Here is a 15,887-nt window from a genome sequence, read left to right on the forward strand (position 1 = left end):
TTGCCGAGCTGCAGCCTGGCCCGGAACGTCTCGAAGAAGGGCGCCGCGCCGGCCAGAGGGTCGTACGGCAGGCCGCCTGCCGCTGTCGCTGCGGCACTCATCCGCGCGCCTTCGCCAGGAACATCAGGGCGTCGGCAGTTCGCTGGGGGCTGGTGTCCTCGGCCGCGTAGTAGTGCTCGATGGTCAGCGCGCCGCCGCTCGACCCGCCGGCTCCGGCGAAGGCCGGGCCCTGGGCGGCGGCCCGCTTCAGCAGCCGGTCGAGCTTGCTCAGCGGCAGGACGGCCTCCGCCTCACCGGCCTCGGCGAGGATCGCCGGGACACCGCCGGAGCGGGGCAGGACGACACCGCCGGTGGCCAGCATGGGGATCCTCGGCAGGCTGACGCCGAAGGTCTTGCCGCCGACGCCGGGGACCCAGCCGGGGATCGACACCTTGATGCCGTTGAGGGCGCCGATCGCGCGGTTGATGATGCCGATGACGCCGTTGATCGGGCCCTTCACCGCGCTCTTGATGCCGTCGAAGGCCCGGCCCGCGATGCCCTTCAGGCCGCCCCAGATGCTGGAGAGCTTGTCCTTGACGGCCCGGAAGGCGTTCGGGATGGCGGACTTGACCCAGTTGACGACGGGTGAGATGACGGCCTTGATGCCTTTCCAGACGCTGGAGACGACCGTCTTGATCGCGTTCAGCGCGGTGGTGATGACCTTCTTCCAGATGGCGACGTAGGTCTTGATGACGGTGGCGACGGCCTTGACGACCGCCGAGATCGCCGTCTTGATGCCGTTCCAGACCGACTTGATCAGCTTGGCGGCGTTCTTCATGATCGGCCCGATGGCCTTCATGACGGTGCTGATCACGGACTTGATGACGCCGAAGGCGGTCTGCAGGACCTTCTGCATGGTCTTCGACCTGGTCGCCATCTCGACGACCTTCTGGATCAGCGGCATGAGCAGGTCCATGAGCATGCCGAAGAAGTTGCCCTTCATCGACTTGTTCATCTTGTCCTGGCCCTTGGCCGCCTTGCTCGCCCCGGACTCGTACTTGCCGAGGTTCTTGCCCGCGGTGGAGCCGGTCTTGCCCGCCTTGGAAATGGACTTCTCGGCCTGGTCGGAGGCGGTCTTGAGGTCCTTGAGTTCCTTTTCGGCGCCCTGGGTGGCGCTCTTGAACTGCTTGAGCTGACCTTCTCCGGCCTTCGCCCTGTCGCCGACGCTCTTCACAGCGGCGCCGGCTGAGCTCGCCTGGGTCTGAATATTCTTGAGCCCGGAGGCCGATCTGTCGAGTGCTCGAACGAGAGACATCCGTTACTCGGTCCTTTCGCAGTGTTGGGCCGCGGCTGAACCGGCCCGGCCCGTCGCGCTCAGATGCTTGCCAAGGCCTGACTCAAAGCGGTGACGGAGGCCCTGAGTCTGGTGACTTCCTGCCTGGCGCTGCTCTTCATCTGCGGGGGCTTGGGAGCACCCGCGCTGCCACTCTGACGCAGTTTGGTACGGAGGGAGTCGATGTCGCGATTTGCCTTGTCCGCTGTGTCCTGGGCGCGACTGATTCCCTTGCGCAGGTCTTCGGCGTGGGACTTCTGGTAATAGAAGGGATCCAGTTTCTTGCGCAGGGCGCTCGGTGTGACTGCTTCTTCCAGCGTATCGACCCGCTGGGGAATCCCCTTGAGGGCTGCTTCGAAATCGTCCTTGAGTCGCTTTTCGTCCGCCTTCCGCTGCTTCTCTCCGGCAAGTGTGGCCCTGGCCTGTGCACTGAACAGTGCCTTGGTGTGCTTCGCTGCGTTCTTGAATCCCTCGGCGACGTCTTTCTTCTTCCACTCTTTGAAAAGGGTGATGTCCATCTTGAAACCCTGGATGTCCAGCTTGAAGAACTGCAGGCCGGCGACGGCGCCGAGTAGCATCCACCGATACGTCTTCATCTTCTCCTTCAGAGTGGTGATGTCGGCTCCGTGGGTTTTCACATCCGCCCCGAGCTGTGTGACGACTGGCGTCAGCTTCTCCAGTTCGGTAAGGCGATCAAGGACGGTCTTGCGGTTACCGGAGGGGATGCTCCCCAACTCTTTTTTGATGGCCCTGATGTCGTCCTCGGCGGTGGTCAGGTCCGTGTCGAGTTGTGCGGGGTCTCGTCCCATGTGTTCTCCCTGAACAGCAGGAAGGGCCCGGCTGTGGGAGCCGGGCCCTCTTCGGGTGTGACGGGTGTGAACCGTGGTCTCAGAACGTATCCGCGAGGATCAGCCAGGTGAGGGCGGCCAGGGCCAGGCAGCCGGCGCACAGCGAGAGGATCTCGGTCGTTCTGAGCTGCCCCGGCAGGACGGATGGAAGGGTGAAGACGGTCGGTGCGGCCGGGTCGTACAGAACTTCGGTACGGTCGCCCTCCTGCACACCGTGCGGACGATGGCGGACACTTTCGCTCGTCTCGGCTGTCACCTCGGTGCCGTCGGGCAGGATGAAGGTCACAACGGCGTAATACAGCTCGTGGCCGTCTTCCTCGGTCGCCGTGCGGAAGCGGACCAGCTCGGCCGTCGTCCTGACGCCGCGCCACCGCAGCCGGCACCGGCTGAGAAGCTGGACAGCGAAAACTATGCAGAGGATGCCGGTGATGGCGGCGGCGAAGCCGCCACCCAGCCGCTCGATCGTCATGCCGGGACCGTACTCGCTGGGGTCGTGACCGCTCCCGCGCTCCTCAGAACTGGCCTGGGTGGGGGCGCCGGGCCCGCCGCGCCTCCGTCAGTGCGTCCGACCAGCCGGCGGCGTAGGCGCGGGACTCCCGGGCGAGCAGTTCCTCGTACACCCGGTCGAGCAGGGCCTCGCGGTCGGGGGCCGTGGTGTGCAGGAGGTGGGCGAGGCGGGTGTAGGTGTCGATCGGCTGCTTCGGGGAGTTGCTCGTGCCAGTCGCCATGTCGGCCTGCTTTCCGGTCTGTCCGCTGGGCTGTGGTACTGGTGGCGCCTCTGGGGCGTTCGAAACGTGTGTTCGAACTAGTGTACGAGTAATCCTGTGGTGCCGTTCCGTGTTTGTCGAGGACTCTCCGTCGCATCGCGGGCCGGACCTGCGGCGATACGGGGTGCGGTGGAGGTCGTGTCAGGTAGGTGGAGTAGGATCCGCCCGGTTCTCACGTCGATGAATATGGAGTGAACGAGCGGGCTCGACAGGCGATCTGAGGGTCCGTCGGACGACGGTGGACGGCGACGGGGAGTCGTCCTCGCGCTGGGGGGCGCGATGGGGCTAGGACGAGAGCAGGGCATCACGGGGTGGACGGCGACGCGAGCAACGCGCGACATGATCATGTGATCGATTGGCTCGAACAGGCCTCGGACCTGCCGCACCTCATCGCCCGCGTGTCCGAGATCGTGCTCCGCCTCGGCCATGACCCGAGCGACCTCGTCGTCCTGCCCCGCGTCGAACTCGACCGGCGTGAGATGGCCGCCTACAGCGCGGGCTGGGCCGACGTGGTCGCCGAGCAGCTCCCCGCGATCCGGCGCGCGTACGAGGAGCGGATCACCGCCGCCTACCTCCAGGGGCAGGAGGACGCCCGCACCGGCCGGCGGCCGCGCCGGGCCCGCCGGCCCGAGGGCGCACCGGGCGGCGAGGTCATCCCGCTGCCCTACGTCCAGCTGCTGCGGCCCCCATCCGAGGTGACGCGAGTAGAGGAACGCGGCGAGCGGGAGCGGTCGGTGGCGGACGGGACACCGGTGCCCCCGCCTTCCCCGTCCCCGCCGGGGGTTCCGGAGGAGGACGCCCCGGCCGACCGGAGCGGTGGCGCGTCGGGTGACTTCCTCCTCTCCGCACGCGAGGTGCGCGAGAAGCGGCCGACTCCCTCGGAGCGCCGTCCGGTGGTGCGCCGCAACGGCCGCCCCAGCGTGCCCCCGCTGGACCGGCCCGCCGAGAACGGGCCGGGGAACGGGCGGGACAGGGGACGGCGGACGGAACCCGGCGACCGGTCCCCGGCGGAGCCCGCTGATCCCACGGGCGACGGGGGCGACGAACGGCGTCGGCTGTCGGACCGGGCCCGCGCCCTCGCCGACGACCTGGAGGGCCGGGCGGGCGGACGGCGGCGGGACGAGCAGCCGGGGGCGCCGGGTTCGCGCTGAACCACCGGGGTGGGGTGAGCCGATGCGCGACCCGGCCGTAGCGGGTCAGCCGAAGAACCGCGCCAGTTGGGCGGCGGACGGCGCCTCGCCCCGGCCGTCGCCGCCGTCGGGGGCCGGGTCTCCCTGCGGGGCGTTCGGGTCGGACGGCGTACCGGCGGACACGTCCGCGTCCCCGTCGTCCCTCCCGTCGCCCGGCCGCGGCACCGGCACCGGAGGCTCCGGCTGATCCCCGTCCTCGGCGGTGTTGACGCAGGCGAACATCCAGTTGGCCGCCGCCAGATGGTCCACGGCTGCGGCCAGCAGGTGGTCCGTCACCGACCACTCGGCGGCCTCACCGTGCAGGTCCCGGTTGAGGGCGCTGTCGCGCGGAAGGTGCTTGATGAGCACCGCGAGCCGCCGCGCGGAGAGGCGGTCGCGGTGCCAGTCGAGCAGGTCGATGCCGTAGTAGCGGAGCAGGTCGGCTTCGAGGGCCTCGGCGTGTTCGTCGACGAACCCGACGAGGCTCAGCCTTCCCCCAGGCCGAGCCCGGTCTCCTTGCCGTAGGCCTCGAGTATCGCGGCGATGTCCTGCATGGTGATCTCGTGCTGGGCGAAGCGGGCGAACTGCTCCTCGCCCATCAGCAGGCCGAGCAGTCCGTCGACGTCGTTGTCGTCGAGCTCGCGCAGGGCGCGGGCGGTGGCGCGGGTCAGCTCGGTGGGCAGCGTGAAGGTGTCGCCGTCGAGCTCGAACGACCAGGTGCGGCCGAGGGCTTCGAGGCGCTGGGCGCGGGCGGCGTTGACGTCGAAACGGGCCATGGTGATGCGTGCTCCTTGGAGTCCGGGAAGCCGGCTGGGAAGAGAGAGGAAGAGCGATGGGGCCCGGGGTGGGGCGGGGCCGGGGTGGGCCCCGCCCCGCCCCGGTGGGTCAGGACCCGGCGTACGAGGCGTCCTTCATCACGAAGCTGGCGAGCGACGAGCCGTCGGTGCCCGCCATCGCCGTGAAGGTGATGCCGAGCTGGGCCGGCGACTTGCGGGCCAGCTTGATGTCGTCCGCCGCCGTGACCTGGCCGCGCGGGATGCCGAAGCGGTAGGTCACACCCGCGTTGTCGCCGGCCCGGACGTCCGTGAACTCCAGGCCGAGGGCGCGCACGTCGGCGTACGGGCGGTCGGCGATGTCGTACTTGTAGACGCCCGTGGAGCCGGTGACGGGCTCGACGGCGCTGCCGCCCATGAAGAACGGCAGCGTGTCCTCGTTGAACTGCAGCAGCGAGAACTTCAGGGTCAGGTCGCGGTCCGAGTACACGAAGTGCACCGGGCTGACGGCCTGCCACACGTCGACCGGCTCCAGCTTGTCCTTCTTGCTGAAGGTGACGCCCTCGCCGGAGGTGAAGCCGAGGTCCTTCCAGCCGGTCGCCCAGTCGGTGGACGGGTCGGTGGAGAAGGTCGTCGGCACGGCGGTGTCGGGGTCGGCGACGTAGAGCCGGCCGACTCCGGCGATGCGGATCTCGGAGGAGTTGGTGCCTGCCATGGTGGGATCTCCTTGTTACGGGGGTGGGGTGGTGCCGTACCCGACCGTGTGCGGGTACGGCGAAGGCCCCGCCGGGACGGCAGGGCCTTCGGTCTGTGGGGCGGGTCCGCTCGGGCGAGCCGTGCCCGGACGCGTCAGTAGACGTCCAGGTACACCTTGTGCACGCTCACGTAGCGGTTGGCCGCGGTGTAGAGGTAGTCGGGCAGCCAGCGCGGGCCGTCCTCCTCGGTCACCTCGGTGATGAGGTTGGTGCCGTACCGGTTGCCGGCGGCGGCCAGCAGCGCGCGGCGGGCCGCGTTGGCCAGGACGTGCGCGGCCTGCTTGGTCGGGCCGTACACCTCCATCTCGATCAGCGGCTGGTCGACGTGGAGTTCGCCGACCCAGGCGCCGCCGCGCCGGTTGACGAGCACGGCCGAGGTCGTGCCGTCGAAACTCTCGGGCGGCTCCACGGCGACGAGCGCCGTGGACAGGGCCGAGTCGGCCTCCAGGATGTCGACGACCAGGGCCTCGACGTCCGGGAAGGCGCTCGGTGGGGTGGGTGTGGTCATGTGCCGGGTCACCTCGCCGGGAAGAAGGGGAAGGCCGCCGGGCGGGCGCCGCGAGAGGGGCGGGGGAGGACGCGGCGCCTCGGCCCGGCGTACGGCGACGAGTGCGACCCGCGTCGCGGGCACAGCTCCGCCGCTGCACCAACTGTGACAGACGAGCGTGCGCGCACGCAACTAAATCGGCGTGGCAGTTGCGAGGGGAGGTGCCGGAGGGGCGGAAGTGCAGGTGGGGGAGGTGAGGCAGGTGGGGAGTGGCGGGTGGGGAGTGGGGAAGTGGCGGATGGGGCGGTGGGACGTGCGGGGGTGAAGCGTGGGGAGGTGGGGCGTGTGTCGGAGAGCTGGGGGAGGTCACGCCCGTGCTGCTGTGCTGCGGTGCCGTGGTGCCTCGCGGCTGTGTGCTGTGTTGCTGTGCTGTCGTAGTGCCGGCGTCGGGCTTGGTGCCGCCGTTCCGGCTGCCGCTCCTCCGTCGTGGCCGTCGAACGGGCCCCCGTCGGCCCACGGGTGCTCGTCGATCGGACCATTCGCCGGGGCGCGGTCGGGGTCGGATCAGTCGGTGGCGGGGGATGTGCCCGTCGCCGCCGCTTCCATCAGCACCCGCCCGTCACGCGCGCCGACCGCGGCCGCAGTCGCGGCTTCGGTCGCTGCCTCCGCCTCCGCCTCCGCCTCGTTCGGGAGGAACTGCTCCACGACTCTGACGAACATCTCCCGCCGGTCGGCGGGGACGCCCAGCAGGTCGGCGACCTCCTCCAGGGTCGGCCGCCGGCCGAACTCGGCGCTCGGGGTGGGAGACGCCAAGAACTCGTGGGGATCGGCCAGTTCCTCGGCGGTCAGCCGGCCGGAACGGATGAGCATGTCGCGGACCGGCACGCCCAGCACGCGGGCGAGCCGGCGGGTGGTCTCGAGGTCCGGCATGCTCTGGCGCTGCAGCAGGCGGGTGACGGCGGCACGGTGGACGCCCGCCTCGTCCGCGATCCGGGACTTCCCGCCGCCGCGTGGACTGTCGATGTCGTAGCCGCGGTCGCGCATCAGGTCTTCGACCCAAGCCGCGAACGCGTCCAGATCCTGGCTGGTCATCTGTGTGCTCGCTTCCTTCGGAGGCGACAAAGTTTAGCTTGCTTGCGCGCGCGGAATTACGTGCTCTCGTGCAAGCACTCAGGAAAATTTGTGCGGTTTAGGGAGGTCTGGTGGGGCGAGCACGCGGCCGGCGCGGAGGGGAGCGGTTCCGGCGCGGTGAGCGATCCGAAAGTTATTGCGAGCGCGCACGCAATCTGTACTCTGGGGGGCGTTGTCCGCAGCACGGCTCGATCTCCGACCCCGTCAGGGAGGCTCCATGTCCGTTCCCGACTCGTGTCCACCGGCTCGCCCACGTCCGTCCCGGCCCCGTACGCCGGAAACGCGCGTCTCCGACACCGTGGCCTGGCAGTCCGCGGCCGCCTGCGCCGGGCTGCCCCCGCGGGTGATCTTTTCCAAGAAGGCCAAGGAGGCCGCCCCCGCGCTGCGCGCCTGCGCCGGCTGCACGGTGCGCCGCGCCTGCGAGGAGGCGGTGGCACCGGCGGAGAACTGGTTCGACGGCGTCTGCGGAGGCCGCCTGTGGCGCTCGGGCCGCCCGGTGCCCGCACACAGGGGAGGCCTCCTTGGCTGACAACCACCCGGCCGCCGGTGGAACGCCCCCGAGGCACCCTGCCGACGCCGACCGCGCCAAGGACCACCCGCGCGATCCGCGCCTCGCGGACTCCGGTTCCGGCCTCGCGGACCCCGGTTCCGGTCTCGCGAACTTCCGTTCCACCCTCGCGGACTCCGGTTCCGGCCATGCGGACTCCCGTCCCCGCGGCCCAGGACAGCACCCGGCCGACGCCCGCCTCCGCCCGGACCCGCGTCCCGCCGACGCCCGCCTCCGCCCGGACCCGCGTCCCGCCGACGCCGGCGGTACCCGTCCCCGCCCCGCCGACGCCCGCGGCACCCATCCGCGCCCCGCCGAGCCCCACCCCGCCACCACCACCCAGACCGCCCTCTGGATCACCCAGCTCCTCCAGCAACTCCCCGAACTCGCCGCCGAGCTCGTCCCCGGCCGTACCGCCCCCGCCTCCGCCCCCGCCCACCGCCCGGCGCCACCCTCCGCCGACCTCGCCGCCCGTCTCCGCGCGGAGCGCGAGGAGGCGCTGCTCCTCCAGCAGCAGCACGGACTCGTCGCCCCCGGCCACAGCGCGGCACCCCTCCGGCTGCACATCTCGGACGCCCTCCGCGACATCTCCGACGGCGTGGTGGAGCTGGAGGAAGCCGTACGGGACCGCCTCGGCCTGCCCCGCGCGCGCCGCGCACCCGTGCCGGAGCGGCTGCGACGGATCGCCGCCCTCCTCGACGACATCGGCGCCGACCCCGTCCTGGCCGCGCACGTGCGGGACGAGACCCGGCGGATGGCGCGCCGCTGCGCCCGCGCGTTGGGGGACACCGAGACCGTCGTCCGGGTGTCCGGGCGGTGCCCCTGGTGCGACTCGGTGTCGCTGCGGGCCTTCCCCGACCGCGGCGCCGTCCTGTGCATCAACCCGGCCTGCCGCTGCCCGGAGCCGGACTGCGGCTGTCACGACGATCCCGCCTACCGGCACACCTGGGACGAGAACGAGTGGGAGGCGGCGGCCCGGTGAGCGGTGCGCGGAACAACAGCCCTGAACGGTCCGAACGGTCCGAACGGTCCGAACAGTCAGAAAAGTCCGAACGGACCGAACGGACCGAACGGACCGAACGGTTCGATCGGCCCACCCTGATCCCCGGCCCCCTCGCCGCCCAGGAGGTCGGCGTCGCCTCCGCCACCATCCGCAAGTGGGTGCAGCTGGGCCACCTGAGGGCGGCCGGCAAGGCGGGCCGGGCGCAGCTCTTCCGGCTGGAGGACGTCTTCGCCGCCGAACGCGCGGCCCGGGGCGCGGCGAGACGCGTGCGGTGAAACGCGTGCGCTGAGAACGCCCGATTGCCTGCTCGCCGTACCCCGGGCCGCTCGCCGGGGCGGGATCGGTGGTTCGCGCGGGGGAACCATCGCGAGGCCCGGAGCGTAGGGGAATGATGGAGGCATTCAAGCCGTCCGGGGGAGGTGCCCGTGTCGTACCCGTCGCCATGGCAGCCGTGGCAGCAGGCGCAGAGCAGTCCGGTCATGCTCGCGTCCCACGCGGATCGCGAGCGCGCCGTCGACGTGCTCAGAGCGGGGTTCGCCGAGGGGCGCCTCCAGCAGGCCGAGTTCGACCGGCGGGTGGCGCGGGCGTACGAGGCGCGCACGGTCGGCGAGCTGTCCCTGCTGGTAGCCGACCTTCCGCAGGGCCCCATGGTGATACAGCCCGCCGCCCCGCCGGTCCAGGCGTACCACGCGTACCCCGCGGTGCCGCGCACCTTCCTGCCCGCACCGCCCCCGCCCACCAACGGCAAGGCGGTCGGCGCCATGGTCTGCGGTGTCCTCACCACGATGACGATGGGCGTCACCGGCATCCCCGCGGTGATCCTCGGGCACTCGGCCCGCGCCGAGATCCGCCGGACCGGCGAGGGTGGTGAGGGCTTCGCCCTGGCCGGCCTCGTCCTGGGCTGGCTGTCGGTGGCGAGCTGGGCGGTGTTCCTGGTGATCCTGTTCCTGGCGGCGGTCACCTCCCCCTGACCCCCGCACACACCCCACGCCCCCCGACCCCCGCCCGCCCTACGGAATCCCCAACTCGAACATCACATAGTGCGCGTACCACCCCGACGCCACCGCCGCCGTCGAGAAGAACACCGCCAGGCTCGGCCACTTCAGCCGGCCCATCGCCGCCGCCGGGGCCAGCAGCAGCGGGAAGCAGGGCAGCAGGTAGCGCGGGGTGTTGCCGAACATCTGCTGGGTGCCCAGCACGGTGACGATGCTCGCCAGCGTGTACGCGACCAGCACCAGCGGCGGCTTCCTGCGCAGCATCAGCGCGACGAGGAAGGGCACCGCCAGCACCAGTTGTACGGCGATGAGGTCGGGGACGGAGAAGGCGAACAGGTAGTCGCGCCGGCCGACGGCCGTGTTGCCGAGGACGTCGAGGGTGTAGGCGCCGAAGTCGAAGTAGTGCGCCCACCCCTCGCGCTGGAGCGTGAAGTAGGCGGTCAGGTCGCCCATGCTCAGGCCGACCCAGGCGACGTAGGTGAGCAGGCCGAGCGGCGCGACGACCATGGCGTACACCGGCCCCACCACCCCGTGCTCGCGTCTGCTCTCCCGCCGGGCCAGCGTTACCAGCGCGGCGAGCCCGACCGCGCCGATGAGCGCGGCGGAGGTGGGCCGGTTCAGGCCGGCGACCAAGGCGAGCAGACCGGCCGTCTCCCAGCGGTGCCGCATCACGCAGTAGCAGCACCAGGCCGCTATCGCCACGAACAGGGACTCCGAGTACACCGCCCACTCGACGCCCGCGCCGGGCGCCACGGCCCACAGCCCGGCGGCGATCGTCCCGGCGCGGGCGCCCGCGAGGAGCGAGACGACGGCGTAGATCCCGGCGGCCGCGACGAAGGAGGCGAGGACGGAGACCAGGATCCCGGAGCCGAACAGGCCGAGCCCCGTCATCTCCGACACCCCCCGGATCAGGCCCGGGTAGAGCGGGAAGAACGCGACGGAGTTCTGCTTGACGGTGAACAGGCCGCCGGAAGCGAGCGGCTCCAGCGGGCGCGGGTCGTAGCCCTTCTCGGCGACCTGGAGATACCACCAGCCGTCCCAGGTGGAGAGGACGTCCCACCAGTGGGCGCCGCCGCCGAACCGCGGTTCCTTCTTCCGGTAGTCCCCGGCGGCCTCCAGCAGGACCGCGAAGACGGTCAGCCCGACGAGCTTGGTGACGCCGTAAAGGATCAGCGGGGCGAGGTACGGTCGTACACCGGCCGGCAGGGTGGGGCGGCGCACGCTCCGGGGCCGCGTCTCCCGCTCGTCGGGCACGGCGGGATCCGCCGCCGCGCCGCTGGAAGCCGTGCTCATGAGTGTGGACCCCCCTCGGCCCCGATCACCGGACCCCCGGGGAGGGGCGTTGTCCGGATGATCGCGAAGTGTCAGTCATAAGATCGCAACAGAGTCGCACATGTGCGCCACAGGTTGGGGGAGGGGCGGTGGCCGAAGCAGTGGATTCCCTGGACGGGACGGCCGGGCCGACCGTCTTGTCGGTCGTCATACCCGTGTACAACGAGGAAGAGGTCCTTCCCGCGCTGGTCAGCCGACTGCGCCCGGTCCTCGCGGACCTCGGTGCCGACTACGAGGTGGTCGCCGTCGACGACGGCAGCACCGACCGCACCGCCGAACTGCTCGCGGCCTTCCGGCTCGGCTGGCCGCAGCTGCGCGTGATCGGCCTGCGCCGCAACTCCGGGCACCAGGCGGCCCTCACCGCCGGCCTGGACCGCGCGCTCGGCGCGTACGTGGTCAGCCTCGACGCCGACCTCCAGGACCCGCCCGAGAAGATTCCCGACATGCTCGCTCTGGCCCGCGGCGAGGGCCTCGACATCGTCTACGGCATCCGGACCGACCGCACCAGCGACACCGGGTTCAAGCGGTGGACGGCCGGCCTGTACTACCGCCTCGTCCGCCGTCTCGCCGGGCCCTCGGTCCCCGCCCAGGCCGGCGACTTCCGGCTGCTCAGCCGGGCCGCCGTCGACGCCCTGAAGTCCCTGCCGGACCAGCAGCGCGTCTACCGTCTGCTGGTGCCGTGGCTCGGCTTCCCCAGCGGCCGCGTCACCTACGAACGCGCCCCGCGCCCGGCGGGCCGCAGCAAGTACCCCCTGGGCCGGATGATCCGGCTCGCGGTCGACAGCGTCACCGGCTTCTCGGCGGCCCCCCTGCGCATCGCCACCTGGCTGGGCGGCATCGCCTTCCTGGTCTGTCTGGGCCTGATGGTCTACACCCTCTGCGCCCACGCCTTCGACCACACCGTCCCCGGCTGGACCTCCCTCTTCACCGGGGTCCTGTTCATCGGCGCCGTCCAGCTGATCTGCGTGGGCCTGCTCGGCGAGTACGTCGGCCGCATCTACACCGCCGTACAGAACCGCCCGACGTACTTCGTGGGCCACGACACCGCGATGCCCTCCGCCACGGAGATGCCGCCGCCGTCCACGACGCAGCCGATGCCACCGCCGTCCACGACGCACACGATGCCGCCGCCGTCCGCGGCACGGGCACCATCGGCGGCGCATGAAAGCACGCTCGGCGGCTGATGTCCCTCCCGACACGCGTCCGAACCGTAGGAAACGGGGAGCCGGAGAAAACGGGAAACGGATAAAGCGGGGAGAACGGCGCTCCGCCGGGCGGCCGCCGGGCGGCGGCAGGGCGGCGGCAGGGCGGCGGCCCTTCCGTAGGCCGGTCCGCCGGGCGCGGGGGCGGTCACCGGCACCTCCGCGAAGCCGCAGCTCACGCCGCCCGCCGGTCGGGGTCCGCCGGGGACGTCGCTTTTGTTTTGACCGGAGTGATTGCGCTGGGTACGCTCAGACCTTGTGCCTGGGGTGTGCCCTGGCCCTCGTGCGTGCCTTCGACCGCACCGGGGCTGAGAACGGCCACCGTGATCTGCGCCTCTTTCTGCCTCGCGGCGGAAGTCCGCGGGATACGACACACCCGACCGCGTGGGTCGGCGAAGTTCCAGGTTAGCTGTACACATCGGCACACAGAAACCGGAGAAGTAGTGCCTACGATCCAGCAGCTGGTCCGCAAGGGCCGGCAGGACAAGGTCGAGAAGAACAAGACGCCCGCACTCGAGGGTTCCCCTCAGCGCCGCGGCGTCTGCACGCGTGTGTTCACGACCACCCCGAAGAAGCCGAACTCGGCCCTGCGTAAGGTCGCGCGTGTGCGTCTGACCAGCGGGATCGAGGTCACCGCTTACATTCCGGGTGAGGGACACAACCTGCAGGAGCACTCCATCGTGCTCGTGCGTGGTGGCCGTGTGAAGGACCTGCCGGGTGTTCGCTACAAGATCATCCGCGGTTCGCTTGACACCCAGGGTGTGAAGAACCGCAAGCAGGCCCGCAGCCGCTACGGCGCCAAGAAGGAGAAGTAAGAAATGCCTCGTAAGGGCCCCGCCCCGAAGCGCCCGGTCATCATCGACCCGGTCTACGGTTCTCCTCTTGTCACGTCGCTCATCAACAAGGTGCTGCTGAACGGCAAGCGCTCCACCGCCGAGCGCATCGTCTACGGCGCCATGGAGGGCCTGCGCGAGAAGACCGGCAACGACCCGGTCATCACGCTGAAGCGCGCTCTCGAGAACATCAAGCCGACCATCGAGGTCAAGTCCCGCCGTGTCGGTGGCGCGACCTACCAGGTCCCGGTCGAGGTCAAGCCCGGCCGCGCGAGCACCCTGGCGCTGCGCTGGCTCGTCGGCTACTCCCGCGCCCGTCGCGAGAAGACCATGACCGAGCGCCTGCTCAACGAGCTTCTCGACGCGTCCAACGGCCTTGGCGCCGCTGTGAAGAAGCGCGAGGACACGCACAAGATGGCCGAGTCCAACAAGGCCTTCGCGCACTACCGCTGGTAGTCGCTACCCACATCGAGACCGAGAGAAGACTGAAGCCTTATGGCTACCACTTCACTTGACCTGGCCAAGGTCCGCAACATCGGGATCATGGCCCACATCGACGCGGGCAAGACGACCACCACCGAGCGGATCCTGTTCTACACCGGTGTGTCGTACAAGATCGGTGAGGTCCACGACGGCGCTGCCACCATGGACTGGATGGAGCAGGAGCAGGAGCGTGGCATCACGATCACCTCTGCTGCCACCACCTGTCACTGGCCGCTTGCCGACGTCGATCACACCATCAACATCATCGACACCCCGGGTCACGTCGACTTCACCGTCGAGGTGGAGCGTTCCCTGCGTGTGCTCGACGGTGCCGTGACGGTGTTCGACGGCGTGGCCGGCGTCGAGCCCCAGTCCGAGACGGTGTGGCGTCAGGCGGACCGCTACGGCGTTCCGCGTATCTGCTTCGTGAACAAGCTCGACCGCACCGGCGCCGAGTTCCACCGCTGCGTCGACATGATCAGCGACCGCCTGGGCGCGCAGCCGCTCGTCATGCAGCTGCCGATCGGTGCCGAGGCCGACTTCAAGGGCGTCGTCGACCTCGTCACCATGAAGGCGTTCGTCTGGTCCGCCGAGGCCACCAAGGGTGAGATGTACGACATCGTCGACATCCCGGACACCCACACCGAGGCTGCCGAGGAGTACCGCGGCAAGCTGATCGAGGCCGTGGCCGAGAACGACGAAGAGATCATGGAGCTGTACCTGGAGGGCGAGGAGCCCTCCGTGGAGCAGCTGTACGCCGCGATCCGTCGTATCACCATCGCCTCCGGCAAGTCCACGGACACCACGGTCACCCCGGTGTTCTGCGGCACCGCGTTCAAGAACAAGGGCGTCCAGCCCCTGCTCGACGCGGTCGTGCGCTACCTCCCCTCCCCGCTCGACGTCGAGGCCATCGAGGGCCACGACGTCAAGGACCCGGAGACGGTCGTCAAGCGCAAGCCGTCCGACGACGAGCCGCTGTCCGCGCTGGCGTTCAAGATCATGAGCGACCCGCACCTCGGCAAGCTCACCTTCGTCCGCGTGTACTCCGGCCGCCTGGAGTCCGGCACCGCCGTGCTGAACTCCGTCAAGGGCAAGAAGGAGCGCATCGGCAAGATCTACCGCATGCACGCCAACAAGCGTGAGGAGATCGACGCGGTCGGCGCCGGCGACATCGTCGCCGTCATGGGTCTGAAGCAGACCACGACCGGTGAGACGCTGTGCGACGACAAGCAGCCGGTGATCCTGGAGTCCATGGACTTCCCGGCGCCGGTCATCCAGGTCGCCATCGAGCCGAAGTCCAAGGGCGACCAGGAGAAGCTGGGCATCGCGATCCAGCGCCTGGCCGAGGAGGACCCGTCCTTCCAGGTCCACTCGGACGAGGAGACCGGCCAGACCATCATCGGTGGCATGGGCGAGCTGCACCTCGAGGTGCTGGTCGACCGTATGCGCCGTGAGTTCAAGGTCGAGGCCAACGTCGGCAAGCCGCAGGTCGCCTACCGTGAGACCATCCGCAAGGCGGTCGACCGGGTCGACTACACGCACAAGAAGCAGACTGGTGGTACCGGCCAGTTCGCCAAGGTGCAGATCGCGATCGAGCCGATCGAGGGCGGCGACGCCTCGTACGAGTTCGTGAACAAGGTGACCGGTGGCCGCATCCCGAAGGAGTACATCCCTTCGGTGGACGCCGGTGCGCAGGAGGCCATGCAGTTCGGCATCCTCGCCGGTTACGAGATGACCGGCGTGCGCGTCACGCTGCTCGACGGCGCCTACCACGAGGTCGACTCCTCCGAGCTCGCGTTCAAGATCGCCGGTTCGCAGGCCTTCAAGGAGGCCGCGCGCAAGGCCAGCCCCGTGCTGCTCGAGCCGATGATGGCCGTCGAGGTCACCACGCCCGAGGACTACATGGGCGAGGTCATCGGCGACATCAACTCCCGCCGTGGCCAGATCCAGGCCATGGAGGAGCGGGCGGGTGCTCGCGTCGTGAAGGGCCTCGTGCCCCTGTCGGAGATGTTCGGCTACGTCGGCGACCTCCGTAGCAAGACCTCGGGTCGCGCAAGCTACTCGATGCAGTTCGACTCCTACGCCGAGGTTCCGCGGAACGTCGCCGAGGAGATCATCGCGAAGGCCAAGGGCGAGTAACGCACTCCGTTCGCACGCCGTAGGCTTGACACCGGAGCCTCCCGGGCCATTCCTCCGCATTCGTGGCGGGATGGCCCGCGGCCCGGGACCCAACAGCAAAGATCACCTGGC

At 70.1% G+C, this 15,887-nt stretch carries 19 protein-coding genes; 9 read left to right on the forward strand and 10 right to left on the reverse strand.

All coding sequences use genetic code 11. From position 1 onward, the window contains the following. Positions 1 to 97: 97 nt before the first annotated feature. The 4 genes from ACFV9M_RS26740 to ACFV9M_RS26755 all read right to left on the reverse strand — a co-directional run bounded on the left by ACFV9M_RS26740 (position 98) and on the right by ACFV9M_RS26755 (position 2,888). Positions 98 to 1,294: a phage tail protein gene (locus ACFV9M_RS26740; RefSeq protein WP_385066638.1), complete on the reverse strand. Its 1,197-nt coding sequence runs from the start codon at positions 1,292 to 1,294 to the stop codon at positions 98 to 100. Between the two features lie 59 nt (positions 1,295 to 1,353). Then, positions 1,354 to 2,121, reverse strand: coding sequence for a hypothetical protein (locus ACFV9M_RS26745; protein ID WP_385066641.1), 768 nt, complete (start codon positions 2,119 to 2,121; stop codon positions 1,354 to 1,356). Positions 2,122 to 2,200: 79 nt separating this feature from the next. Beyond that, positions 2,201 to 2,629 carry a DUF3592 domain-containing protein gene (locus ACFV9M_RS26750; RefSeq protein WP_385066643.1) on the reverse strand — a complete coding sequence of 143 codons (429 nt, stop codon included), beginning with the start codon at positions 2,627 to 2,629 and terminating at the stop codon, positions 2,201 to 2,203. Between the two features lie 43 nt (positions 2,630 to 2,672). After that, positions 2,673 to 2,888 (reverse strand): hypothetical protein, encoded by a 216-nt coding sequence (locus ACFV9M_RS26755; protein WP_385066645.1) that lies wholly within the window; start codon positions 2,886 to 2,888, stop codon positions 2,673 to 2,675. A 386-nt stretch (positions 2,889 to 3,274) separates the two neighbouring features. Here ACFV9M_RS26755 and ACFV9M_RS26760 point away from each other — a divergent pair, with 386 nt between their 5' ends. Continuing rightward, positions 3,275 to 4,078 (forward strand): hypothetical protein, encoded by an 804-nt coding sequence (locus ACFV9M_RS26760; RefSeq protein WP_385066647.1) that lies wholly within the window; start codon positions 3,275 to 3,277, stop codon positions 4,076 to 4,078. A 45-nt stretch (positions 4,079 to 4,123) separates the two neighbouring features. On the opposite strand, the gene ACFV9M_RS26765 is transcribed toward ACFV9M_RS26760, so the two are convergent. From ACFV9M_RS26765 to ACFV9M_RS26785, 5 genes are all read right to left on the reverse strand, one after another. Next, positions 4,124 to 4,516, reverse strand: a complete 393-nt coding sequence (locus ACFV9M_RS26765; RefSeq protein WP_385066791.1) for a hypothetical protein — start codon at positions 4,514 to 4,516, stop codon at positions 4,124 to 4,126. A gap of 65 nt (positions 4,517 to 4,581) precedes the next feature. Next, a complete protein-coding gene (locus ACFV9M_RS26770; RefSeq protein WP_385066649.1) occupies positions 4,582 to 4,872 on the reverse strand; it encodes a hypothetical protein in 291 nt (96 codons plus the stop codon). A 109-nt stretch (positions 4,873 to 4,981) separates the two neighbouring features. Then, positions 4,982 to 5,584: a phage tail protein gene (locus ACFV9M_RS26775; RefSeq protein WP_385066652.1), complete on the reverse strand. Its 603-nt coding sequence runs from the start codon at positions 5,582 to 5,584 to the stop codon at positions 4,982 to 4,984. 134 nt (positions 5,585 to 5,718) lie between these two features. Continuing rightward, positions 5,719 to 6,132 carry a hypothetical protein gene (locus ACFV9M_RS26780; RefSeq protein ID WP_385066655.1) on the reverse strand — a complete coding sequence of 138 codons (414 nt, stop codon included), beginning with the start codon at positions 6,130 to 6,132 and terminating at the stop codon, positions 5,719 to 5,721. A gap of 543 nt (positions 6,133 to 6,675) precedes the next feature. Next, positions 6,676 to 7,203 carry a helix-turn-helix domain-containing protein gene (locus ACFV9M_RS26785; RefSeq protein WP_385066657.1) on the reverse strand — a complete coding sequence of 176 codons (528 nt, stop codon included), beginning with the start codon at positions 7,201 to 7,203 and terminating at the stop codon, positions 6,676 to 6,678. A gap of 256 nt (positions 7,204 to 7,459) precedes the next feature. Between ACFV9M_RS26785 and ACFV9M_RS26790 the strand changes: the two genes are divergently transcribed. The 4 genes from ACFV9M_RS26790 to ACFV9M_RS26805 all read left to right on the forward strand — a co-directional run bounded on the left by ACFV9M_RS26790 (position 7,460) and on the right by ACFV9M_RS26805 (position 9,763). Then, positions 7,460 to 7,771, forward strand: coding sequence for a WhiB family transcriptional regulator (locus ACFV9M_RS26790; protein WP_385066660.1), 312 nt, complete (start codon positions 7,460 to 7,462; stop codon positions 7,769 to 7,771). Then, a complete protein-coding gene (locus ACFV9M_RS26795; RefSeq protein ID WP_385066663.1) occupies positions 7,764 to 8,771 on the forward strand; it encodes a hypothetical protein in 1,008 nt (335 codons plus the stop codon). Before ACFV9M_RS26790 ends, ACFV9M_RS26795 begins: the two co-directional genes overlap by 8 nt. A gap of 116 nt (positions 8,772 to 8,887) precedes the next feature. Continuing rightward, positions 8,888 to 9,067, forward strand: a complete 180-nt coding sequence (locus ACFV9M_RS26800) for a hypothetical protein (RefSeq protein ID WP_385066794.1) — start codon at positions 8,888 to 8,890, stop codon at positions 9,065 to 9,067. A gap of 204 nt (positions 9,068 to 9,271) precedes the next feature. Beyond that, a complete protein-coding gene (locus tag ACFV9M_RS26805; protein WP_385066796.1) occupies positions 9,272 to 9,763 on the forward strand; it encodes a DUF1707 and DUF4190 domain-containing protein in 492 nt (163 codons plus the stop codon). A 39-nt stretch (positions 9,764 to 9,802) separates the two neighbouring features. On the opposite strand, the gene ACFV9M_RS26810 is transcribed toward ACFV9M_RS26805, so the two are convergent. Beyond that, entirely contained in the window at positions 9,803 to 11,080 is a 1,278-nt protein-coding gene (locus ACFV9M_RS26810) for a hypothetical protein (protein ID WP_385066666.1), read from the reverse strand. A 128-nt stretch (positions 11,081 to 11,208) separates the two neighbouring features. Between ACFV9M_RS26810 and ACFV9M_RS26815 the strand changes: the two genes are divergently transcribed. The 4 genes from ACFV9M_RS26815 to fusA all read left to right on the forward strand — a co-directional run bounded on the left by ACFV9M_RS26815 (position 11,209) and on the right by fusA (position 15,776). Then, positions 11,209 to 12,303, forward strand: a complete 1,095-nt coding sequence (locus ACFV9M_RS26815) for a glycosyltransferase family 2 protein (RefSeq protein WP_385066669.1) — start codon at positions 11,209 to 11,211, stop codon at positions 12,301 to 12,303. A gap of 461 nt (positions 12,304 to 12,764) precedes the next feature. Further along, a complete protein-coding gene (gene rpsL / locus ACFV9M_RS26820; protein ID WP_003948652.1) occupies positions 12,765 to 13,136 on the forward strand; it encodes a 30S ribosomal protein S12 in 372 nt (123 codons plus the stop codon). Positions 13,137 to 13,139: 3 nt separating this feature from the next. Then, entirely contained in the window at positions 13,140 to 13,610 is a 471-nt protein-coding gene (gene rpsG / locus ACFV9M_RS26825; protein WP_030788318.1) for a 30S ribosomal protein S7, read from the forward strand. A gap of 39 nt (positions 13,611 to 13,649) precedes the next feature. Continuing rightward, on the forward strand, positions 13,650 to 15,776 hold the full coding sequence (fusA, locus tag ACFV9M_RS26830; RefSeq protein WP_385066672.1) for an elongation factor G: 2,127 nt from the start codon (positions 13,650 to 13,652) through the stop codon (positions 15,774 to 15,776). Positions 15,777 to 15,887: the final 111 nt, after the last annotated feature.

It is taken from the genome of Streptomyces sp. NPDC059895 (genome assembly GCF_042731035.1).
In the GTDB taxonomy this organism is placed as follows: domain Bacteria; phylum Actinomycetota; class Actinomycetes; order Streptomycetales; family Streptomycetaceae; genus Streptomyces.